Genomic DNA, 22,454 nt, shown 5'->3' on the forward strand with positions numbered 1-22,454 from the left:
ATACTCATGTTTCTGGTTTATGAAATCTAAACGCCAACATGGAGTATATGTAAGTTGAACTGTTTGCGAAGATTGATTTCATTTTCAGAAGAATATGCATTTTACAAAGCTTGGTTTACCAACCTTGATGTCCCTAATATGGGTGGTAGGTATAACAAGTTCGGCTGCCCAGGTTACGAGATTCGTTTCGACAACCGGTACAAACGACAACTCCGCTGCTGCCTTGTCGTGGGCATCAAGTACGACTAACTTACAGGGTGCCATTGATGCCAGCGCGCCGGGAGACCAGGTCTGGGTAGCGCAGGGAATTTATAAACCAACCGCACTGAGCGGCCCAGCCAGTCGTACACTGAGTTTTTCGATGAAAAATGGTGTGGTTATTTATGGTGGATTTGTTGGAAATGAGCATGATCTGGCTCAACGCTCTCCAGTAAATTTAGCATTGGGGCACTTTAGTAGTACGACCCTTAGCGGTGATATTGGGGTACCCGGTAGTATGGCCGATAACAGCTATCATGTTATTGACAATCCTGTTGGCCTGACCTCCTCAGCTGTTCTAGATGGGTTTGTTATTACGGCCGGAAATGCAAATGGCCCCGCCAATACTATGTTCAGGTATGGAGGAGGAATGTATAATAACGGAATCAGCCCGGGGCCGTGTAATCCTACCGTGCGTCATTGCTTATTCACCGACAACCGGGCTTTTTACGGTGGTGGGATTTACAACAATGCAGGAGCAGCCACACTCAACGGTACTGGTGGGAGCGCCAGCCCTACGCTAATCGATTGCGTGTTTCAGCGTAACACTGCGACCCAGTCTGGAGGGGCCATCGGTGTGTTTAGTAACAATCGGAATGCAATAAGTAATTCGACGCTGACGCGCTGTACGTTTCGGTTTAACTCGGCCGTTGAAGGTGGGGCAATCTACAGTATGGCCGATTTCTACGGGGTTGCCAACCCAACAATGGTTAACTGTATTTTTGAAGATAACAAAGCTTCCAGCGGAGGGGCCATAATGGGATGGACCGGATACAAGAGTACAGGCATACCCCGATTGACGAACTGCTCCTTTATGCGAAACACCGCTGCGTATGGTGGCGTGTATAACAATTATGTTTCTCAGGGAACGGGCAGCCCGCAATTTACCAATTGTTCGTTTCAGGCAAACACGGGTATATTGTATAATGACGGGTATCTGAGCGTTGTTAATCCGCTTCTCGTGAACTGTGTAGCATTTAAAAATGGGGCTGCTGAGACGTTTACGAATCTTTATCAGGCTACAGTTCAATTGCAATATAGTCTGGTCGACAACACCGTAACGGGCTACACATCGGTAAATAGTCTCACAATGGTTGTGTCGCCGTTCCTCAATAGCACTAGTACAAATTTATCACCCTGTTCACCAGCAATCAATACTGGCCTTACTTCAGCGACCGGCCTGATCGGTGTAACAACTGACCTATCAGGCAACCCCAGAATTAATCTGGAGCAGGTGGATATGGGAGCGTATGAAGCGAGTAGTTTATCAGCGGCTCGTCAGGCGCGGCTGTATGTTAATGCTTCTGCAACTGGAACAAACTCAGGGCTCGACTGGGCCAATGCTTTTACGGATTTGCAGTCTGCTCTTTACTATCCGTGTGTTGCTGATACCCTTGAGATATGGGTTGCCGAAGGAATTTATAAACCGACAACCACTAGCTCGCGGGACATCAGTTTTTTCCTCAGAAATAACGTAACCATTTACGGAGGCTTTAGAGGGAACGAAACGGCCTTGCGTGAACGCCCGCCCATGGACTTATCCCGACCCTTAAATACCACGTTGAGCGGGGATATTGGTTTGCCAGGTATCACTACAGATAACAGTTATCATGTTATTAGCAACCCGGTTGGCCTGACTACTACGGCCGTACTGGATGGCTTTGTTGTTACGGGCGGCAACGCTGATGACAATTTGTTGAATGGTACACGTAGTCAGGGTGGTGGAATGTACAATAGTGGTCAGGGGGGGGACTGCAACCCGACCATTCGGAGCTGTGTTTTTATTGGTAATTCGGCCAGCTTAGGGGGAGCAATTTATAACGGAGGTGGCGTTAATGGGGTCAGTAGTCCCACAATCATCAACTGCCTCTTTCTTAATAATTCAGCCACCTCGTACGGTGGAGCTATTTTTAATTATGGCTACAAAGGGGTGAGTAGCCCCGTAATCACCAATTGCGCTTTTGCCAGTAATACATGCCTATCCGGCGGGGCTATATACAATTATGGCGAGTACGGAATAAGTAGCCCGTTGCTCGTAAACTGCTCGTTTGCTGATAACCTGGGCGGTATCGTGGTTAGTACTGGCTACCAAGGGGTAAGTAACACATTGATGGGGAATTGCTTGGCTTTTAATCGTCTAGTTACCAATGGGAGCGATTTCAAAAATAGTTTTGGCTCAAGTATAACGGCACAATACAGCCTCTTTAGCAGCACCATGAGTGGTTATTCCAGTGGGCCGGGTAACTTAACTACGAATACCACCCCGTTTGTAAGCACAACTGATCTTCGGCTTGCCCCGTCTTCGCTGGCAATTAATTCGGGTAACCCATCTGTTGTCATTGTACGAACAGGTCTGTATAGCCTGACCAATGTTCCTGAAACAGATCTGGCTAACCAAAATCGAATTGATGGAGACCGGATCGACATGGGCGCCTACGAGTATCAGACTGCCGCCAACCAAACGGTTTATAGTGTTCGAAACGGCCCATGGAACGAATCGTTGACTTGGTCGTGCGGATGTATTCCTACTGGAAATCAAAAGGTTCAGATAGGCCATATAGTTACAATTCCAGCTGCCTACAAGGTATCTATTTTATCTGTCCGTTACAGCCTTAGCGGGGCAATAATTTTTGGTGTCAGTGGTGTACTTGAACTGAAAGAGGGGGCACCCGCGCACTGACAGGGCTGGGCGAACACTATTGCCGCCCGGAGATAACGGGCTATAGTGCGCCTTTCATTGCGCATCAATTCAAATTAGTGTCATCTTCAAACGAGGACGAACTGTCTGGTATTTGTGCGTTTACTCTACTCCTGTTAGAGAATAGAATAATAACATAAACTTAGCAAAAGGCAATCGAATCGTTATATATTTACAAAATAGCCTAAAACGAACGTAGTTCTCTTGATTCGATTCCTTCTCAACGACCGACTTATTCAAACGGATGCGCCAACGAGCACCGTGATGCTTGATTTTATTCGGAGCAATCAACACCTGACCGGTACCAAAACCGGATGCCGTGAAGGCGACTGCGGAGCCTGCACCGTACTCGTGGGCGAGTGGGCCGATGGCCTGATGCACTATCGTTCCATGACCTCCTGCCTGATGCCCCTCGGCAATGCTCAGGGGCGGCATATTGTGACTATTGAAGGACTCAACCGGCCCGATACCCTCAACGGGGTACAGCAGGCCATGGTCGATGAGGGCGGTACTCAGTGCGGTTTCTGCACGGTCGGGTTTGTGGTCTCGTTGGCGGGGTATTGCCTGAGTCACAAAGCCCCCTCGACCCAAAACGGCATTGCCAGTATCGATGGTAACATCTGCCGTTGCACCGGCTACAAGTCTATCGAACGGGCCGTAGACCGTATAGGTGCCGCCCTGCGCGAGCGGCCCGCCCCGACTGACGCCCTCCCGTGGCTGGTACAACAGGGATTCCTGCCCGACTATTTTAGGCAAATCCCGCAACGGATGGCGCAGTTGGAAACATCGGTTCAAAATGGTCTGCACCCAACGGGTATCCATACCGAGGCTTCTACCGACGTGGTGTTGGTGGGTGGCGGTACCGACCTCTACGTGCAACGCCCCGAAACCATGCGGCATACGGCTGTTCGGCACGTGTTCAGAGCCGGTGAGCAGCCGCCCATCTGGCGCGAAGACGATATCGTGTCGATGAGTGGGGCCTGCACGGCTGCCCAGCTGGGTGAGTCGCCGGTATTGCTCGACCATTTTCCCGACTTACCTGCCCACCTCAAGCTGGTGTCGTCGACGCCCATCCGAAACATGGGTACGCTGGCCGGGAACCTCATCAATGCATCGCCCATCGGCGACCTGACCATCTGGTTTCTGGCTCTGGACGCGCAACTAATCTTTTTCCGCGACAATGTCCGGCGTATTGTGCCCCTGCGCGACCTGTATCGGGGCTACAAAACGCTCAATAAGCACCCGCACGACGTACTCGAATCGCTCTTTTTTACCTTGCCCCGCCCCGGTGCGCAGTTCCGATTCGAGAAAGTGTGCAAACGCACGTATCTCGACATTGCCTGTGTCAACTCGGCCGCCCTGATCGAAACCGACGGAGACTGCATTCGCCGGGCCGAGCTGTCGGTAGGGGGCGTGGCGCCTGTGCCGTTGTATCTGGCCCGCACGTCGGCCTTTCTGGCCGGGAAACCGCTTAGCCCGCATACGTTGGAGGAAGCCAACGCCATTGCCCAAACCGAAATCAGCCCGATTGGCGATGTGCGCGGTTCGGTTGCGTACAAACGGCTGTTGGTGCGGCAGTTGATGCAAGCCCACTTTGCCTCTTTTCTGGAAGCGCCACACAACCCATCCTGAGCCATGAAAAATATTGATTCGTTTACCCACGTCCGGGGCGAGTCGTTGTATCTCGACGATTTGCCCGTTGTCAACGGTACGTTATACGCCTGTGTGTTTGGGTCGCAAGTAGCGCATGGGCGCATTCGCTCGCTCGATCTGGCTGATGCGCTCAACCTGCCCGGCGTGGTGCGGATTCTGACCGCCCGCGACATCCCCGGCGAAAATCAGATTGGGGGTATCATCCCCGACGAGGTGTTGCTGGCCGACCAAACCGTCGATTTCTGGGGAATGCCCGTGGCCCTTGTCGTGGCCGAAACCGACGAGATTGCCCGCCGGGCTGCAGCTCTGATCCGTGCCGAGATTGACCCCTTGCCCGTTGTGACTGATCCCCGCGAGGCTTGTGCCCTGGGGCAGTTGATTGTGCCCCCACGCACGTTTCAGACCGGCGATGCCGAAGCCGCTTTTGCCGATTGCGACTATATTTTCGAAGGCCGGGCCGACTCGGGTGGGCAGGAACACCTGTATCTCGAAACCCAGGGAGCTTACGCTGTTCCGCTCGAAAATGGCAACATCCGGCTCTTTTCGTCGACGCAGGGGCCAACCGCTGTGCAACGGGCGGTAGCGCGGGTTCTCGGCGTGGGCATGCATAAAATCGAGATCGACGTGACCCGGCTGGGGGGCGGTTTTGGGGGCAAAGAAGACGGGGCCAACCTATGGGCGGCTCTGGTGGCTCTGGCTACGCACTGCCTCCGCCGTCCGGTGAAGTATGTGCTGCACCGGATGGAAGACCTCCGCATGACCGGCAAACGACATCCGTACACCTCCGATTTTAAAATTGGGCTGACCAAAGACCTCAAAATTCGGGCGTACACGGCCTCGTTGTATCAGGATGCCGGAGCCTCGGCCGATCTGTCGCCGGCGGTGCTGGAGCGGAGTCTGTTTCACGCCAACAACACTTATTTCATTCCCAATCTCCGTGTTACGGCCTATTCGTGCCGTACTAATTTGCCCTCTAACACGGCGTTTCGGGGGTTTGGCGGGCCGCAGGGTATGTTTGTGATTGAAGCGGCTATTGCCAAAGCGGCCGAGGAACTGGGCGTGTCGGCCATAGCTATTCAGCGGGCTAACCTGCTGCGCGAAGGCGATGCATTTCACTACGGGCAGGTGGCCGAAGGGTGCGAAGCCGAAGCCTGCTGGACCGATGCCGCCACCCGCTACGACCTGCCGGAGTTACAGCGCGAAGTCGACGCGTTTAACCGCCAAAACAGGCTCAAAAAGAAAGGGTTGGCCGTCATGCCAATCTGTTTCGGCATTTCATTCACCAAAAAATGGATGAATCAGGCGCGGGCCCTCGTGCATCTGTATGCCGACGGGAGCGTGGGCGTCAGTACGGGCGCGGTCGAAATGGGGCAGGGGGTCAATACCAAAATGGTGCAGGTGGCCGCCCGCTGCCTGTCGGTGCGGCCCGAACGCATCAAAATTGAACCGACCAACACCACCCGCATTGCCAATACTTCGCCCACGGCTGCAAGTGCCACCTCCGACCTCAACGGCAAAGCTCTTCAACTGGCCTGTCAGGCCCTGACCGAACGTTTGTTGGGGGTAGCCCGCGCCCGGCTTCAAGCCGAGGAGGTTTCTATTCGCAACGAAGTCGTTTGGGTAGGCGACAAGCCGAGCGATCTGGGCTGGAACGACCTCATTCTGGAGGCTTATCAGCAGCGGGTCTGCCTGTCGGAGCACGCTCACTATGCCACGCCGGGCATTCATTATGACCCTACCGTAGAGAAAGGCCATCCGTTTGCGTACCATGTGTACGGCACGGCTTTGGTCGGAACTACGGTCGACTGCCTGCGGGGCACCTACACGGTCGATTACGTGCGGGTAACCCATGATTTTGGGCAGAGCATGAATACCATTGTCGACCGGGGGCAGGCCGAGGGGGCCATTGTGCAGGGCATTGGCTGGATGACCATGGAAGACCTCCGCTACAACGCCGACGGTCGTCTGCTGTCCAACGCCCTCTCGACGTACAAAATCCCGGATATTTATTCGGTGCCGCCCGTACTCGATATTCAATTTCTCGAAACGGCGGGCAGCGACTACGCCATTTTCCGGTCCAAAGCCGTTGGTGAGCCCCCGCTGATGTACGGCATTGGTGCTTATTTCGCCCTGCGTAACGCCGTGCGCGCGTTTAACCCCTCATCTGGCTTACCTTTCGACGCCCCCATGACCCCCGAAAAAGTCTTGTTGAGCCTGTACGCCGACGCGCTTGTCCCCACGCCCGAAGTTGCGTCATGACATGCCGCCCCGGTACGGTGAACGGCCGTGCCGGGGCGCTTTATTAGTCACACCGCAAACGCAACGTTTCAGCTCATAAGATCCTATCAGAGCCTCTACGAAAACGGGAATAAGTATTGAATAAGCAAAGATTGCCCTATACGTAAAAGGATCGAGTCAAATAACTGTATCAATCAAAATAACGCGAGTTATGGATAGTGGATGGTGTAACTATCTGTTCCATAAATAGTTGCTGATGTTTGTGCCTTCGACAGGCTCAGGCTGACAATCGGTTAGAGAGCTGCCAGTCAGCCTGAGCCTGTCGAAGGCACAAACATCAGCGGTTTTAGTAACTTACGTTAAATCATATATGTCCTGGTGCTAGATCGACGATATGCGAAGCTTATCGCTGGTTTCCAACGTCATTACGATCCAAAATGGGGTAACGATAGCGGGGGTAACGGCCCTGACGGTGGGCGAAACCCTGTTCGTCTAGCCTAGCTACCAACCTCCGGCTGGCCAAAATTGGTCCCGGTGGAGTGTTGAGCAACATCAAGTGGCTCGAAAAGAACATCACCGAGAGTAGCATTGCCCACTCGGTGCAATTGACCAACCAGCCCTTTATCAATCCGTTTGGCGAGCAGGTCATGGGCCGGTTGTTGCTGGTCAAACTCAAAGACAACACCTGGCATGTGCTCTCAGGCATTCGGGGCGATATTACCAGTTCGTTGGACGATGTTGTGAGGCTTTTTGACAAGACGGATTATCTGAACTCGTTAATCGTACGGGGAAAGATTCTTCGGAATGTAGCAAATCCGCGTGACAGCCGAACTGTCAAAATTTTCGCTGGAGCTACTGATAATGAGATTATTCGGTTAGCAGAAACGCTGGCGGGTAGTAAACTGAGCAATGCAACACTTAAAGAAATTCCTCAAGGTAATATTTGGACTTGGTCTCCCGAACCAAGTAATCAAAAGTTTCAAATCAGACTCCGGAATTTTGGCAATCCAACCAATCAGGCATTAACTGAGGCCCGATGGACAATAGATGTAGTCAACGAGAACCTATTAATGTCAGTCGTCAACGACAAAAAAATAGAACTTAAATTTCAATAGGTCATGATTAGCAAGGCAAGTTTAGATAAGATCATTACCAGTTTCCTCTACCAAGACTTAGAACACCTTTGGTTCAAAACAGAGCGATGGGATTTCTACGATTTTCCACAATCGATCTCTGCGGATTACCGTCAGAGGGTCTACCTATTTTGTTATGTCTTACAGCATATCCTGGAAGACAATCTGGCTGTACTGGCCAAAAACGGTGTTTTTTTGATAGGCACCCCTACTGAGCAGGCTAACCTATTTCGGAAGGCATTCCCCGCGGATGAGGCAACCTGGAATGAACACAGCGCCTACTGGTGGTTTCTGGACGAGTGCCCTGGCTCCATTGTCTGGTACATTGATGATGATAACGGGGGTGTTCTAACTACTCCTGTTGGTGATGGACGTTTTTACTACTGGCCCTAATCATGGTTTACCTCTACTTTCAAACACATCTATTCTCTCCTCTGGGGTTTCCGGCAGAAGTAATATGTTATGACTGTATGCAAGGAGGTGAAAATTCGGGTAACCCTACCGGGTGGCTGTACCGTTACGAGAACCGGGAGTCTGACCGTGGGCATACCGGAAGCTACGACGCTAAACGAATGCGAAATCCGTATTGTGGACGGTCCGGCGCTCCGCTAAAGATGCCCAGGGTAAGGAAGCCACCAAACTACCTCGCACCGTACCCCAAAGCCTAACGCTGAGCGTAGAGAGCTTAGACGGAACCGCGCTGATGGGCTATAGTTACCATTGGACTCGCTCGGTTAGCACGAGTGCCGGGGCCACGACTACCGCCCTCGGCAGCAGCCCAACCCTCTCGGCTACGCCACGGTCCGATGTTTCGGTTGGCGAATACGAATTATCTTTCACAGAAATAGACAACAGCACCTTAGTGGCCTATCTGACTTTTATATTTCTACCAACCGCAGAAGGTCGTGCGTATGCTTTTGCCGAGAAAAGTCACTCTAAACCAACGAATCTGACTACATGCCTCAATGGTTAATTGAAGGCAACTTTGAGCCCTTGGAACTACACGTTAAAGTGTAAGAATACGCGCTAAAACCACCGTAGCATCTCACAATAACCACCAAAATAATGCACCATTACTATAAGAACATCATTCTGTTATGCGTTCTGCTTGGCCCCGTCCTGACCACAGGGCAAGCCATCAAACCTGTCCAAACCAACGACTTTTCGTTTAACGCGTTTAAGCTACCACCTTTCCCTGTGGAGGTCCTGCATGTAGGCCCGGCCTTCGGTGGGGTAGCCTTCACTACCCTGATGCCCATCGCGGGCCGGACCTTACCCCTTGCCGAAACACCAAAGCCTAAAGGGGCCCTCTTCCCCTCCAACGCCCTCTATATGCAGACGCTCGTGATGGATCCTTCCGGCCAACCGGTAGCCCCCGCCGAGGGCGGAGCTTCGCCAGGTGAGGTGTTTGGTGGGGCTCCTCAGCCCGGTGCTGGGCATGATTGGGCCGTGTTCGGCACCAACAGCAATGATGGCCCACTGCGATTACCCTATGGGGGCGACTTTAGCCAGATCACCAACCGCTTTCCCCAAGCCTCTCTGCCCGGTGCCATACCCCTTGCCCCCCGGCTGGTGAGCAATGGAGTTGGTACGGCATCAACACTCCATATCACCTATCCCCAGCAGAGCCTATCTATCGACCCTACGACTGGCAAGCTGGTCATGCGGCCCGAGTCGCCCGCGACAGGGGCAGCTGATATACAGGCCAAGACAGGGGGCTATGCTTTACCCTTCTGGCTCAAAGATGGCCATATGCTTTCACTGTCGAATGGTCACTATGAAGCCCTTGCCCTCCGGCAGGATGCGACCGATAAAAACATCCCTTTTCGTCACTTTCAGTTTCTGCGCTTCGACCGTAGCGGCACACTGTTGAGCGATCAGCCCGTACGCTTTGCTTACAACCGGGAGTTCTTTGCCCGCTGTCCCCTGTTCGATGAGCAAGGGAACGTGGTGGGTTCGGTGAACGTCTTTGGCGATGGCAGCGGCAAAAAAGCAGACCTGGACCCGGATGACAATCGGGTGGCTGTCGTCGTCACCGACGAGAACGGCGGCATCTGGGCGCACACGCAACCTATCCATTGCCCCTGATGACAATATTGTCTACAATGCTCGTATCGATAGCGAGGGGAAGTCGTCGAAAAGCTAAAGTCCAAGCCCTGGCGTACCGAAGCCAAAAGGCATCCTTCAGCCATCGTTTCGCTCGTCGTCACAAACGGAGCTTTTCAGCCCCAGGCCATATTGAATGAGCCTCCTGAAACCCTTCGCTCTGTTTTTTAGCCCGTTTGAGTCGCTGGGTGTTTAGTCGGAAATCTGACGTTTATGACGACTGACTACACCGAAGCGGCCGTGTGCCATATTGACGACCTGCACGATGGCCAACTGAAAGAAGTTCGGGTGGGCGACACGGATGTACTTCTTGCCCGTGTCGATGGGCAGTACTACGCGCTTTACCCCAAATGCTCGCACTATGGTGCCCCGCTCGCCAAGGGCGTATTGCATGGCCACCGGCTCGTGTGTCCGTGGCACAATGCCTGTTTCGACGCCACAACCGGCCACCGGCTCGAAGCCCCCGCACTAAATGGCCTGCCCATGCACGAAGTGCGGATTGAGAGCGATCAGGTGCTGGTGCGGCTGACGACCGATGCCCAAAGCCGAACCAATCCGCTGGCGGCCCCACAGGCCCATAGCACCGAAACCTACGTCATTGTTGGGGCGGGTGGGGCCGGGGCTTTTGCCGCCGAGGCCCTGCGCGAAGGGGGCTTCACGGGCCGAATCGTGATGCTGACCCAAAGCCCAAACCAACCCTACGACCGGCCCAACTGTTCCAAAGATTACTTACAGGGTAAGGCTCCGGCCGAATGGATGCCCTTGCGCGAGCCGGATTTTTACAAACAATACGGCATCGAAATACGCACCGAAACGCCGGTGAAACGGCTCGATGCCGCGATCAAAGAAATTGTGTTGCAGTCGGGCGAGACAATCCGGTACGACAAAGCCCTGATTTGCACCGGTGGAGCGCCAAACCACCTGCCCGTGCCCGGTGCCGACCTCCGCAATGTGTTCACCCTGCGGACCCTGACCGATAGTAGTCAGTTGCGCTTGCTGGGGCAGCAGGGCAAGCGGGTGGTGATCGTGGGTAGCTCGTTTATCGGGCTCGAAGCGGCTATGAGCCTGCGTAAACTGGGGGCTGAGGTGGCCGTAGTGGGTCGGGAGGCTGTTCCGTTTGCCAAGGTGCTGGGCGAAAAAATCGGTCGGTTGGTGCAGGGATGGCACGAAAAAGCGGGTATCCGGTTTCACCTCGGCCGGGAGGTGCGGCAGTTCGACGGTACGGGTGAGGTGAGCACCGTAGTGCTCGACAACGGACTGTCGCTACCCGCCGATGTGGTACTGCTGGGGCTGGGGGTGAAACCCCGAACTGATTTTCTCGAAAACGTACCCCGCGCCGACGATGGGGGCGTACTGACCGATGAGTACCTCCAACTGGCCGACGGTCTGTATGCTGCGGGCGACATTGCCCATTTCCCAACCCCCGATGGCCCGGTCCGTATTGAACACTGGAAAGTAGCCGGGCAGCAGGGCCACGTAGCAGGCCTGAACATGGCCCGCCCGGATGCCCCGGAACCCTACCGCATGGCGCCGTTTTTCTGGACCAATCAGCAGGGAAAGCGCATCAATTACGTAGGCCACGCCGAGCAGTTTGACCAGATAATCTACGACGGCGACCCCGAAACCGACGATTCGTTTCTGGCCTTTTACGGGGTCGATGGAGTCGTGAAAGCGGTTGCGTCGCTCGGGCGGGATACCGATATCGCCATCATCAGGGAGCTAATGCAAAACGGCCAACTGCCCCACCTGCAAACCATTCAGGCTGGTGTCGACTGGCCCGCGCTGTTGGCTAAAGTTACTCCCCAAGCGTAGTTAAACCGCCACTTCCTCGCCGTGGGTTTGCCGCATTACACCCCGGAGGGCAGGCTTCACCAACCCAAACGCCGAAACCGCCAGTTCGGAGAGCCGCACATTGCCAAAGAGCCGCTGCACGGTGCGGCCCACCCAAAGCCGACGCGCAAACAGGGCTTTCCACCGTTGTTCATAGAGCCGTTCCAGTTCGGGGCGGCTCAGTTTGTTTTGTAGAAATGCAACAGACAGCTCGCTCGCCAGTTTGGCCCCATGAATAGCCATCGCCATACCGTTGCCGCAGAGCGGAGTAATAAGCCCCGCCGAATCGCCCGCCATAAGCATGTGCATGTCGACGGCCCTTTTGGGCGCAAACGAAACCTCGTTGATCACTTCAGGCTTGTCGTACAGAAACTCGTAGGTTTCAAAAACATGGCGCAGATGGGGGTTTTGGGCCAGAATCGTCCGTTCCATATCGGGAATATTGCCAAACTGCCGGAGATTTTGGCGGGTAGTGAGGTAGCACAGGCAGTACTTCCCCGCTTCAATGGCCGACATCCCGCAGTAGCCATCCCGGAAGTTGTGCAGGGCAATCAAATCGGTGGGGAAAGGCTCAGATTTGGGGCCGGGCTCGATATGGTATTTTACACCAATGTACGGAGCCGATTGCCGCATAAACGGCCGGTCGAGGGCTTTGTCGAGCCGGGAGCGTTTGCCAAACGCACCGATCACGAGCCGGGCCGAGAGCGTTTGCCCATCGTTGAGGTCTACGGCAAACAGACCCTTTGTTGCATCAAAATGGACGGCCTCAGCCTGTTTGCCGAGCACAAAGGTCACCCCGGCCGCTTGTGCCAACTGGTACAACGCATAGTCGAGGGTGTAGCGACTGATGCCAAACCCGCCCAGATCGAGCGGGGCCTCCAGCAACCGGCCTGAAGGCGACGAAAGCCTGAACTGGGTAATCTGGGCTGCGCCTAACCCGTTCAGGTCGATGCCGAGGGCTGTGAGATACCCGCGCACTTCGTTGGATACGTACTCGCCACAAACCCGGTGAAATGGGTACGTTTTGCGCTCGATCAGGGTTACGGCAAAACCCGCCCGTGCCAGTTCCAGACTGCTCACCAGCCCGGCCAATCCGCCCCCGATAATGACTACATCCGGCATAAAAACAATGCGTGACAGTGTAACTGTGTGATTTTGTGAAAACGAAACCCCCCTTTTACCTAAACCGGCCGGGTTAATGAATGGTTTTGTGATCAATGCCGGACAGAAATGTGTTTTTCCGGGTTTCTGAATGAGTAAGTTACTGTTCCCCGCCTGTTTTCAGAAAGAAGTTTACGCAGACTGAATGAAGACCTGGATATACACCCTAATTGGATTGGCGGGCCTGAGCATCGGGGTGTTCTCGCTGTGGCCCTCCTCTGATCGGGTTGACTATAATACGCAGATCAAGCCGATTCTCAACAAGCACTGCATTGCCTGTCACGGCGGGGTAAAACAGGCCGGTGGGTTGAGTTTGCTGTTTCGCGAAGAGGCCCTGGCCAAAACCAAATCGGGCCACCCGGCCATTATTCCCGGCGATGCCCGCAACAGCGAGTTTATCAAACGCCTGACCGACCCTGACCCTGAGGAGCGGATGCCCTACAAAGCCGACCCGCTCAAACCCGAAGAAATCCAGTTGCTCACCCGTTGGGTGGATGAAGGGTGCGCCTGGGATACCCACTGGGCCTATCGCCCGCTCGAACGCCCGGCCGTGCCCGGTGGTGGTGCGTTGGCCGGTTTTATGGACTGGTTTTCGAGCGATGCCGATACGAACGCCATCGACAAATTTGTGGCCAAACGGCACGAAGAGGAAGGGCTGAGTATGGCCCCCGAAGCCGACCGGCTCACCCTCATCCGGCGGGTAAGCCTCGACCTGACGGGCCTGCCCCCCACGGCCGAACAACTAAAAAAGTACAGCGAAGCCGACGACTGGAACACGGCTTACGCCCAACTGGTCGATGAGTTGCTGGCTTCCTCGGGCTATGGCGAGCGGTGGGCGGCCATGTGGCTCGACCTGGCCCGCTATGCCGACTCGCGGGGCTACCAGAAAGACAACGGTCGCTCCATTTGGCCCTACCGAGACTGGGTAATCCGGGCGTTCAACGCCGATATGCCCTTCGACCGCTTCACGACCGAGCAACTGGCCGGTGACCTGCTGGCGCAGCGGCTCCCGGCCGGTAAACTGCCGCCCGACGATCTGCTCATTGCGACTGGTTTTCACCGCAATACGATGAACAACGATGAGACCGGCACCGTCGACGAAGAGTTTCGGGTGGCGGCCCTCATCGACCGGGTCAATACGACCTGGGAGGCCTGGCAGGGTACGTCGTTTGGGTGTGTGCAGTGCCACAGCCACCCGTACGACCCGTTTCGCCATGAGGATTATTACAAGTTCATGGCGTTTTTCAACAACACCCGCGACGAAGACACGCAGGACGAAGCCCCGTTTTTACGGCAATTCAAGCCCGAAGACGAGTCGAAAGCGCAGGCCATGCTGACGTGGCTCCGGGCTTTGCCCGATTCGGGTGCGGCCACCTCGGCCCGGCCGTACCGGGGTACATTCAACTGGGTGTATTTCCTGCGGCATCTGGAACCCCGGCACCACGCGCATTTTGCCGATAATTACGAGAAAGGGGCTTTGCTCGGTGACCGAAACATTGGTCTCAAACACGGGGGCTCGTGCCGACTCCCCAACATGCGGCTCGACGGGCGTACCCAGCTGCTCAGTCACCTGAGCGTGAAGCAACCGGGCGGGGTGATCGAACTGCACCTTGATAGCCCTACCGGCCCACTTCTGAGCCGGATAAAACTCGATACCACCCGCAACAACGCGCGGGATAAAGTGCTGCAACGCTGGCCTATCAAACCCACAACCGGGCGGCACGACTTGTATCTGACGGCCACCAACCCCAGCATCGACCCCGAGTCGTACTTTTTCCAGATTGACTGGTTTGCGCTCATTCCCGACTTTCCGGGCGATGCGGCTCAGCAGCAGGCATATCTGGACCTGATTGCGGCCAAAACAAACAATACGCCTATTGTACTGCCTACCGACCCCGACTACGCCCGGCCTACGCACCTGTTTGTGCGGGGCAATTGGCTAAGCCCCGGTCCGGTGGTGCAGCCCGACGTACCGAAGTCGCTTGGGGGGATGGACCGAGCGTTGCCCAAAGACCGGTTGGGCCTGGCACAGTGGCTCACCGACCCGCGCAACCCGCTCACGGCCCGCGTAACGGTCAATCGGTTCTGGGAGCAACTGTTTGGCGTGGGGCTGGTCGAGACGCTCGAAGATTTTGGGACGGCCGGGGCCAAACCCAGCCACCCCGAACTGCTCGATTACCTGGCCGTGCGGTTTTCGCGCGATTGGGGCTGGAGCATGAAGCAACTGCTGCGGTACATGGTTTTGTCGAAAACTTACCGACAGTCGTCGAAGGCGACCCCCGACGCCATAACCCGTGACCCGCAAAACCGGTTGCTGGCGCGGGGTGCCCGGTTACGGCTCCCGGCCGAAACCATCCGCGATCAGGCTCTGGCCGTGAGCGGGTTACTGAGCCGGAAAGCCTTCGGGAAACCCACTATGCCGTACCAGCCCGACGGTATCTGGCAGGCCGTAAACAGCAGCCTGAAGTGGGAGCCCAGCACAGGCGAAGACGCCCACCGGCGGGGAATTTACACGTTTGTTCGGCGCACGGGGCCGTACCCGTCGATGGTGAGCTTTGACGCCGGTAGCCGGGAGGTGTGCCTTTCGCGACGGATTCGGACCAACACGCCGTTGCAGGCACTGACCCTGCTCAACGACCCCGTGTTTGTAGAAGCCGCCGACCAACTGGCCCGGCTCGTGGAAAAACACCCTAAGGTTGAAGCCCAATTGGCCGATGCGTACCAACGGGCCATCGGGCGGCCCATTACGCCCGAAAAGCAGGAGGCCCTGCAAGCTTTGTACGACGCAGCCCTGAAACAGTTTGCGCGTCGGCCCGATGCTAAACACGCGGCCCTGACCATGGCGACCAACGCCCTATTGAATATTGACGAGTTTGTGACCAAGTCCTGACCGGCCGGGGCCGCACGGATGAGAAACCAGCGAGCCCCACCGAAAAAATACAACGCGTACCATGCGCCTGAATATTGACAAAGAAGCCGCGTTGGCGGCCGCCCAACTCGAAACCCGGCGGCATTTTCTGAAACAATGCGGAAGTGGCCTGGGGGCGCTGGCGCTGCAATCGTTGCTGAGCAGTTGCGGGCTCGGCGGCAGCACGCCCGCCGTGAGCAACCCGCTCGACCCGAAACAGGCGCATTTTCCGCCCAAAATCCGGTCGGTGATTTACCTGCACATGGCGGGCTCGCCGAGTCAGCTGGAGCTGTTTGATTACAAACCCGAACTGGCCCGCTGGCACGGTCAGGATTGCCCGCAGTCGTTTCTGGAAGGAAAAACGTTTGCCTTTATCCGGGGCGTTCCGAAAATGCTTGGGCCGCAGGGGCAGTTTGCCCAGCGGGGGCAGTCGGGCGCGTGGGTGTCTGATCACCTGCCGTACTTCGCCAACATGGCCGATGAGGTGTGTTTTCTGAAAGCCATGCACACCGACCAGTTTAACCACGCGCCGGCCCAGTTGATGATGCACACCGGCACCCCGCGCCTGGGGCGGCCCGGCATGGGTACGTGGGTCACGTACGGGCTGGGTACCGAAAACCAGAACCTGCCCGGTTATGTAGTGCTGACATCGGGCGGTAAGTACCCCGAAGCCGGCAAGAGTATCTGGGGAAGCGGGTTTTTGCCCTCGGTTTTTCAGGGGGTGCAGTGCCGCACCTCGGGCGAGCCGGTGCTCTTTGTCGACGACCCGAAGGGCGTGAATCGCGATCTCCGCAAAGCCAGTATCGACGCCATCAATCGCATCAACCAGCAAACGTACGATGAGTTTGGCGACCCCGAAACGCTCACCCGCATGAGTCAGTACGAACTGGCGTTTCGGATGCAGCTCGAAGTGCCCGAAGTGATGGACATCAGCCGCGAACCGCAGTCAATCCATCAGCTGTACGGCACCACGCCGGGACAGGTGTCGTTTGCTAATAACTGCCTGCTGGCCCGCAAACTGGTGGAGTCGGGTGTGCGGTTTGTGCAACTGTTCGACTGGGGCTGGGACTCGCACGGCTCCAGCTCGCAGGAGGCCCTAGAGGTCGGTTTTCGGCAGAAGTGCCGCGACGTGGATCAGGGAATGACCGCCCTCCTGATGGATCTCAAACAGCGCGGCCTGCTCGATCAGACGCTGGTGGTCTGGAGTGGCGAGTTTGGCCGAACACCCATGCAGGAAAACCGCGACAATCGCCCGGCTCCGTTTATGGGTCGCGACCATAACCCCTCGGCCTACACGCTCTGGATGGCCGGTGGGGGCGTAAAACCGGGCTTCAGCTACGGCCAAACCGATGAGTTGGGTTATCAGGGGGTAGAGGGCCGCACGCACGTACACGATTTTCAGGCTACGATTCTGCACCTGCTGGGCCTCGACCACGAAAAGCTGACGTACGAGTTTCAGGGGCGTAATTTCCGGCTGACCGATGTGGGCGGTAAGGTGATTCGGCCGATCCTGGCCTGACCGTTCGCTCAAGACCGGGCCGCTGTTGTTTCGGGGGAGGGGTGTTCAACCGACCAATGGTTCAGACAAAAAATCTGAATCATGAAAACGACACGCATCTATGCCTTTCTGGTGGCGGGCCTGCTCAGCCTGCCCGGCTGTAGCCCTAAAGAAGAAGCCGCCAAACCCGCCGAGAATACGCTGACCAATTTTATGAGCAGTGAGAGTTCTCTGTCGGCCAGCGTACGAGCGTCGGGGCCGTGGGAGTTGGGGCTTGTGTTTAGTGCGTCAGTAGCGGGCAAAATCACGCAACTGGGGGCCAAAATGCCCGAATCCGGAACGTACCGACTAATCATCTGGGATTTTGATACTAAGCAGGTCATTCGCCAGAAAACGGTGGAGCAAACCGCCCCCGACAAGCTCACCCTCGACGCCATTGACCCCCTGGCCCTGACGCCAAACAAGAAATACGTGATTAGCGTGAACAGTCAGTCGGGTGGGGCCAATAAGAAGTACGGGGTTGCCTACAAAACGGCCGGGGGCGATTTTATGCCGTTTACCAAAGGCAGTATTCTGGTGTATAATGCCTGTTACCGCAACTCCGCTACCCCCGTATTCCCCGACGCAGCCGTCAATGTGAAGTACGAAGCTTACGGTTTCCCCGAATTCACCTTCATAGCCGATTAAGTTTACCGCCTGCCGACGCCTAAACCAATGGTGCATTGGCAGGCGGCCCCTATCGCACCGATTTTATGTGTTAGAGGACTGTTAATATTGGCGGCTTCAAAATTATCTTTCCGTTACCAACCGTAGCTTTGTAGCTAAAAAAGGGAGATACCGGTGTTGCATAAACGTTTGGTTGGGCAATTGGCCTGTTTGCTGTTTAGTTTCGGATGGGTAGGTGGGGCATTGGCCCAAACTACGGTGCCTGCTCCCGAGCCGCTTGGGTCGTGGGTGATTACAACACTTCAACTGCCATCGGGACCTAAACATTGGGGGGGCTTTTTCGAAATTCAGGGCCGTAGTTACCGCCCGTTTCAACAGTTTTTTTACAACGAGCTAAAGGGGGGCGTCAGCTACGACCTCGACCGAAACTTTACCTTTACGCTGGCGGGCGGGCGGTACGCTACCTACGACTACAACGATCTGTCGGCCGGGCCGCTCAACACCGAGAAACGTTTGTGGGAGCAACTGGTTATCAATCAATACCTCGATCGGCTCCGGTTCGAACACCGATACCGAATTGAGCAGCGTTGGTTTCAGTTTCGCGATGGTTCCGATTCATTTCGGAGCCGGATTCGCTACCGGCTGAACGTATTCTTGCCCCTCAATAACCGCAAGCTAACGAGCAAAACGTTTTTTCTGTCGTCGTACGACGAGATTTTCCTGAACCCTAAAGGACCCGCATTCGAGCGCAACCGGTTATATGCCGGCCTGGGGTATCAGTTCGACCGAAACTTTACGATGCAGGTGGGGTGGGTCAATCAGGTTAATTACACTCCGGCCCGGTTCGAACAAGGCGTGTTTACGCCCAAGCTGGCGGCCAGCAAGCACAACGTTGTGCTGACGCTCACGTACCGATTGAATCGACGCAATAACAAAACGCCATCAGAAACGCTGCCCTCGCAGTCGGACTAAGAGAAAGGTCAGGCGTTGGAGGTAGAAAGAAGAGGTACTCAGGGCTGCCCAAGTGTAAACCGTAAACTCTACCCAGTAAACGGCAGACAGAACCCCCAGATACACAGCTTTGGTCGCGTATCTGGGGGCCAAACGACCGCGCAAACCGCTTATTTCCGGGCGACAAACGCCATTTCGAGCTTTGGATTGCTTTCGGAATAGTTGAAAATCACCGATGAGCCATCGACATCGGCGATGCGGCTGCCCTCGGCAAAAAGGCCGTATTCTGACCCTACCTGCCGTACCTCGACCCCTTCAAACGTAACGCTTTCGTCGTCCATGCCCGTTGCTGTGAGCAGAAATGTCATGTCGAGCGTTTTATCCGACTTTTTTGTCAGCGTTACCTTCCCCGAAATGGTCGTACCGTTGGCGGTCATAGGCAGGGTTGGAAACTCGATTTTCTGGGTATCGTCAACATACCGAAATGAGCTGAGTTTGTACGTACCGGCAAACCGGTCGGCGAGGGGGCCGGGCTCAATGTCCGTTTCTTTTTTGCAGGCCGTAAAGGCAAAGGCGATCAGGAGGAAGGCGATAAGCTGTTTCATTCGTGTATTGTGTTGTTTTGTCCCGACAAAGCTATTACGGGCTGTAGCCTTTATCCATTGGTTTTGTGGGTGAGTCGTTGGGTCGGTCGGCTCAATCGGTATTTTTTAGGGTTCAGTTGTGCAGGGGCAGGATGGGGTTTGAGTGGCCACCTACCGTTTACTAAAATTGCGACCTGAGTCTGTATGTTGTAAGTATTTATACGTAGGGAGTGTGTTGGTGTTCAGTGTATTCGTGGCAATTTGTGGCGAATTCATAAACCTCCATCGTCATGAAATACAGCCCACTACTTGCCTGCCTGATCGCCTTACCGGGTATCGCTCAGGACAATTTGATTATCAATACACCAGTTAATACTGGACCCGGTCTTCAGAATGTCATGGTTGGCCTACGGCAACCGACAAAAGTGACCAACAAAGCCAACGTTATTATCGGGTTCGGTGCCGCTTCATCGGCCGACTCGGTCGAGTACAGTGTCGTAATCGGCCCTGCCGCCGGTAATGGCGGGCGGTTTCGCAAAGTGAGTAGTAGCGTTGTGATTGGCAATAGTGCTGGTCAGGATAACCGGGCCTCCAACGTGGTGATGATCGGCCAAAGTGCGGGCAGAAGTAATACCGGCCCTGGCAACATTTTTATCGGGAGCGAAGCCGGTTCCACCTTTCAGGGTGTCAATAGTATTCTGATTGGCCGGTTTGCTACCGACAATGATAAAGACGCCCCCGTCCGGAGCAACGGGGCAACCTATATCGGGCATGAAGTGGCCGGAGAAGACAGCCTGAGCACCAATGGTACCTATCTGGGCTTTAAAACCGGCGTAAACTTCCGTACCGGCGATGGTAACACGTTTATCGGCACAGCAGCTGGCACCGGTTTCAATGCGCCCATTTATGCACGGGGTAACTTCAATACCTTTTTGGGGTATGCTGCGGGCGGGCAAACGGTGCGGACCGACGAAAACGTGTTTCTGGGTTTCCAGGCGGGTTATCGGATGGCCACGGGCAAACAAAACGTGATTATTGGGGCTCGGTCGGGCGAGAAGCTAAACGAATTTGTGGAGGGTCTGGTCTTGATTGGAGCCAATGCGCAGGCCAAAAGTGGGATTCAAAACGCAGTGGCTATTGGTGCCAATGCCCGAGTAGAGGCCAGTAATGCTTTGGTGCTCGGAAACGAAGCCAGCAGGGTAGGGATTGGTACAACCAACCCCCAAAACCGGCTGGAAATTGTGGCCCCTACTGCCCATACCAGCGGATTACGGTTGTCGGGGCTCACAGATCAGTCGCCCACGCAGGCAGCCGCTACCAAATTTCTGTCGGTTAACGCGCAGGGCGATGTGATTCTGGTTCAGAATACCCCTGACGATCTAAACGCCCTCGTGGAGCGCCTTCAGGTTCTCGAAACGGCCAATATAGCCCTGGTTGCGCGGGTGCAGGAGCTGGAAAAACGGCGTTGCTTTATTTGTTTACCGCGTAAACCAAAAGAAAGACCGTAAAGAGTGAGCGTGTTGGTGGCCTTGACCGAAAGGGTTAGCAGCTGATAATGCCCCTCAGTTAACGATCCGGGTGACTAAGACTGGTAAAAAGTAGGCTTCGGATGCTTGTGTGGGTATAAAACTAAATCGTATGTTTCCGAAAATGCGTTTACGCAAACGTTGTATCGCTTTGCTTTTACTAAGTGGCGGGTTGTTGCAAACGATGCCGGCACTCGCTCAGAGCACCCCGGCCCGTACCGGGAAAGTGGAGCGGGTCAACGTACACGGCAAAGGGCTGGAAGGCAACCTCGCCGGCGACTCCCCCGACCGCGACGTGTCGGTGTACCTGCCCCCCAGCTACCAGACCGACCGTAATCGCCGGTACCCGGTCATTTATTTCCTGCACGGCTTCACCGATAGCGACGATAAGTGGTACGGGTTTACCAAACACTGGATCAACCTGCCTACCGTAGTCGATAAAACATTGGCCGACGGCAAAACCGGTGAGTTTATCATTGTAACCCCCAATGCCTATAACCGCTATTTTGGGAGTATGTATTCCAACTCGGTCACGATCGGCAACTGGGAGGATTTTGTGGCCTACGAACTCGTGGACTTTATCGACAAAAACTACCGGACGCTGCCGCAGGCTACCAGCCGGGGGTTGGCCGGGCACTCAATGGGTGGGTACGGTTCTATCCGAATCGGGCAGAAACACCCCGAAATTTTTTCGAGTCTGTACCTGCTGAGTCCGTGTTGTATGTTGCCCGCCATGAATGGCCCCGGTAGCCCCGAGATGATTGCGAGTATGGAGGGAGTAAAAACCCAGGCTGACCTCGAAAAGGCAGGCTTTTTTACCAAGGCCATGTTTGCGTCGGCGGCTGCGTGGTCGCCCAACCCGACCAATCCGCCGTTTTACCTCGACCTGCCCACCAAAGAGGGCGTGTTGCAGCCGACGGTTATAGCCAAATGGGCCGCCAATGCGCCACTTGCCAGCATTGACGGGTACATTGGTAACCTCAAACAACTGCGGGCGCTGGCATTTGATGCGGGCTCGAAAGATGCCAGTATTGCCGCTAACAACAAAGTGCTTACAGGCCTGCTGACCAACTACGGCGTGAAGCATACGTACGAAGAGTACGATGGCGACCACATCAACAAAATTGCCGAGCGCATCGAGCAGAAGATGCTTCCGTTTTTCACGCAGCATTTGTCTACTCAGCCTGCACCCCGGAAACGTTGAACTGAAAATAAGCGCGTATGCCTAAAAAACACGAAACCCA

At 55.2% G+C, this 22,454-nt stretch carries 15 protein-coding genes; 13 read left to right on the forward strand and 2 right to left on the reverse strand.

Translation table 11 applies throughout. From position 1 onward, the window contains the following. Positions 1-223 precede the first annotated feature (223 nt). The 7 genes from RUDLU_RS0121115 (at position 224) to RUDLU_RS0121150 (ending at position 11,898) form a co-directional block, all read left to right on the forward strand. Positions 224-2,938 carry a choice-of-anchor Q domain-containing protein gene (locus tag RUDLU_RS0121115; RefSeq protein ID WP_169578064.1) on the forward strand — a complete coding sequence of 905 codons (2,715 nt, stop codon included), beginning with the start codon at positions 224-226 and terminating at the stop codon, positions 2,936-2,938. A gap of 222 nt (positions 2,939-3,160) precedes the next feature. Continuing rightward, on the forward strand, positions 3,161-4,588 hold the full coding sequence (locus tag RUDLU_RS0121120; protein ID WP_019990425.1) for an FAD binding domain-containing protein: 1,428 nt from the start codon (positions 3,161-3,163) through the stop codon (positions 4,586-4,588). A 3-nt stretch (positions 4,589-4,591) separates the two neighbouring features. Further along, complete coding sequence (locus tag RUDLU_RS27905) at positions 4,592-6,868, forward strand: xanthine dehydrogenase molybdopterin binding subunit (protein ID WP_019990426.1); 2,277 nt, start codon at positions 4,592-4,594, stop codon at positions 6,866-6,868. Positions 6,869-7,389: 521 nt separating this feature from the next. Then, on the forward strand, positions 7,390-7,962 hold the full coding sequence (locus RUDLU_RS0121135) for a hypothetical protein (RefSeq protein WP_019990428.1): 573 nt from the start codon (positions 7,390-7,392) through the stop codon (positions 7,960-7,962). 3 nt (positions 7,963-7,965) lie between these two features. Beyond that, positions 7,966-8,373 (forward strand): DUF596 domain-containing protein, encoded by a 408-nt coding sequence (locus RUDLU_RS0121140; protein WP_019990429.1) that lies wholly within the window; start codon positions 7,966-7,968, stop codon positions 8,371-8,373. A 672-nt stretch (positions 8,374-9,045) separates the two neighbouring features. After that, positions 9,046-10,068 (forward strand): hypothetical protein, encoded by a 1,023-nt coding sequence (locus RUDLU_RS0121145; RefSeq protein WP_019990430.1) that lies wholly within the window; start codon positions 9,046-9,048, stop codon positions 10,066-10,068. A gap of 231 nt (positions 10,069-10,299) precedes the next feature. Further along, positions 10,300-11,898 (forward strand): FAD-dependent oxidoreductase, encoded by a 1,599-nt coding sequence (locus RUDLU_RS0121150; RefSeq protein WP_019990431.1) that lies wholly within the window; start codon positions 10,300-10,302, stop codon positions 11,896-11,898. On the opposite strand, the gene RUDLU_RS0121155 is transcribed toward RUDLU_RS0121150, so the two are convergent. After that, positions 11,899-13,038: an NAD(P)/FAD-dependent oxidoreductase gene (locus RUDLU_RS0121155; protein ID WP_019990432.1), complete on the reverse strand. Its 1,140-nt coding sequence runs from the start codon at positions 13,036-13,038 to the stop codon at positions 11,899-11,901. It abuts the gene before it with no gap. Positions 13,039-13,222: 184 nt separating this feature from the next. Between RUDLU_RS0121155 and RUDLU_RS0121160 the strand changes: the two genes are divergently transcribed. The 4 genes from RUDLU_RS0121160 (at position 13,223) to RUDLU_RS0121175 (ending at position 19,121) form a co-directional block, all read left to right on the forward strand. Next, a complete protein-coding gene (locus RUDLU_RS0121160) occupies positions 13,223-15,967 on the forward strand; it encodes a DUF1553 domain-containing protein (RefSeq protein ID WP_027303269.1) in 2,745 nt (914 codons plus the stop codon). Positions 15,968-16,028: 61 nt separating this feature from the next. After that, the gene (locus RUDLU_RS0121165; RefSeq protein ID WP_019990434.1) at positions 16,029-17,504 is read left to right on the forward strand and encodes a DUF1501 domain-containing protein; all 1,476 of its coding nucleotides are present in this window, start codon (positions 16,029-16,031) and stop codon (positions 17,502-17,504) included. Positions 17,505-17,585: 81 nt separating this feature from the next. Beyond that, a complete protein-coding gene (locus RUDLU_RS0121170) occupies positions 17,586-18,170 on the forward strand; it encodes a DUF4082 domain-containing protein (RefSeq protein WP_019990435.1) in 585 nt (194 codons plus the stop codon). Between the two features lie 153 nt (positions 18,171-18,323). Beyond that, positions 18,324-19,121: a DUF2490 domain-containing protein gene (locus tag RUDLU_RS0121175; RefSeq protein WP_245581698.1), complete on the forward strand. Its 798-nt coding sequence runs from the start codon at positions 18,324-18,326 to the stop codon at positions 19,119-19,121. Positions 19,122-19,270: 149 nt separating this feature from the next. On the opposite strand, the gene RUDLU_RS0121180 is transcribed toward RUDLU_RS0121175, so the two are convergent. Beyond that, a complete protein-coding gene (locus RUDLU_RS0121180) occupies positions 19,271-19,705 on the reverse strand; it encodes a hypothetical protein (RefSeq protein WP_019990437.1) in 435 nt (144 codons plus the stop codon). Positions 19,706-19,974: 269 nt separating this feature from the next. Here RUDLU_RS0121180 and RUDLU_RS27910 point away from each other — a divergent pair, with 269 nt between their 5' ends. Together RUDLU_RS27910 and RUDLU_RS0121190 are read left to right on the forward strand one after the other, a co-directional pair. Next, on the forward strand, positions 19,975-21,192 hold the full coding sequence (locus RUDLU_RS27910; RefSeq protein WP_027303271.1) for a hypothetical protein: 1,218 nt from the start codon (positions 19,975-19,977) through the stop codon (positions 21,190-21,192). 202 nt (positions 21,193-21,394) lie between these two features. After that, complete coding sequence (locus tag RUDLU_RS0121190) at positions 21,395-22,414, forward strand: alpha/beta hydrolase (RefSeq protein WP_019990438.1); 1,020 nt, start codon at positions 21,395-21,397, stop codon at positions 22,412-22,414. Positions 22,415-22,454 lie beyond the last annotated feature (40 nt).

Source organism: Rudanella lutea DSM 19387 (genome assembly GCF_000383955.1).
GTDB classification, from domain to species: domain Bacteria; phylum Bacteroidota; class Bacteroidia; order Cytophagales; family Spirosomataceae; genus Rudanella; species Rudanella lutea.

Coding starts and splice junctions, on each gene's coding strand:
- RUDLU_RS27905 (WP_019990426.1), top strand. CDS start 4,592: ATGAAAAATATTGATTCGTTTACCCACGTCCGGGGCGAGTCGTTGTAT.
- RUDLU_RS0121140 (WP_019990429.1), top strand. CDS start 7,966: ATGATTAGCAAGGCAAGTTTAGATAAGATCATTACCAGTTTCCTCTAC.
- RUDLU_RS0121145 (WP_019990430.1), top strand. CDS start 9,046: ATGCACCATTACTATAAGAACATCATTCTGTTATGCGTTCTGCTTGGC.
- RUDLU_RS0121150 (WP_019990431.1), top strand. CDS start 10,300: ATGACGACTGACTACACCGAAGCGGCCGTGTGCCATATTGACGACCTG.
- RUDLU_RS0121155 (WP_019990432.1), bottom strand. CDS start 13,038: ATGCCGGATGTAGTCATTATCGGGGGCGGATTGGCCGGGCTGGTGAGC.
- RUDLU_RS0121160 (WP_027303269.1), top strand. CDS start 13,223: ATGAAGACCTGGATATACACCCTAATTGGATTGGCGGGCCTGAGCATC.
- RUDLU_RS0121165 (WP_019990434.1), top strand. CDS start 16,029: ATGCGCCTGAATATTGACAAAGAAGCCGCGTTGGCGGCCGCCCAACTC.
- RUDLU_RS0121170 (WP_019990435.1), top strand. CDS start 17,586: ATGAAAACGACACGCATCTATGCCTTTCTGGTGGCGGGCCTGCTCAGC.
- RUDLU_RS0121180 (WP_019990437.1), bottom strand. CDS start 19,705: ATGAAACAGCTTATCGCCTTCCTCCTGATCGCCTTTGCCTTTACGGCC.
- RUDLU_RS27910 (WP_027303271.1), top strand. CDS start 19,975: ATGAAATACAGCCCACTACTTGCCTGCCTGATCGCCTTACCGGGTATC.
- RUDLU_RS0121190 (WP_019990438.1), top strand. CDS start 21,395: ATGCCGGCACTCGCTCAGAGCACCCCGGCCCGTACCGGGAAAGTGGAG.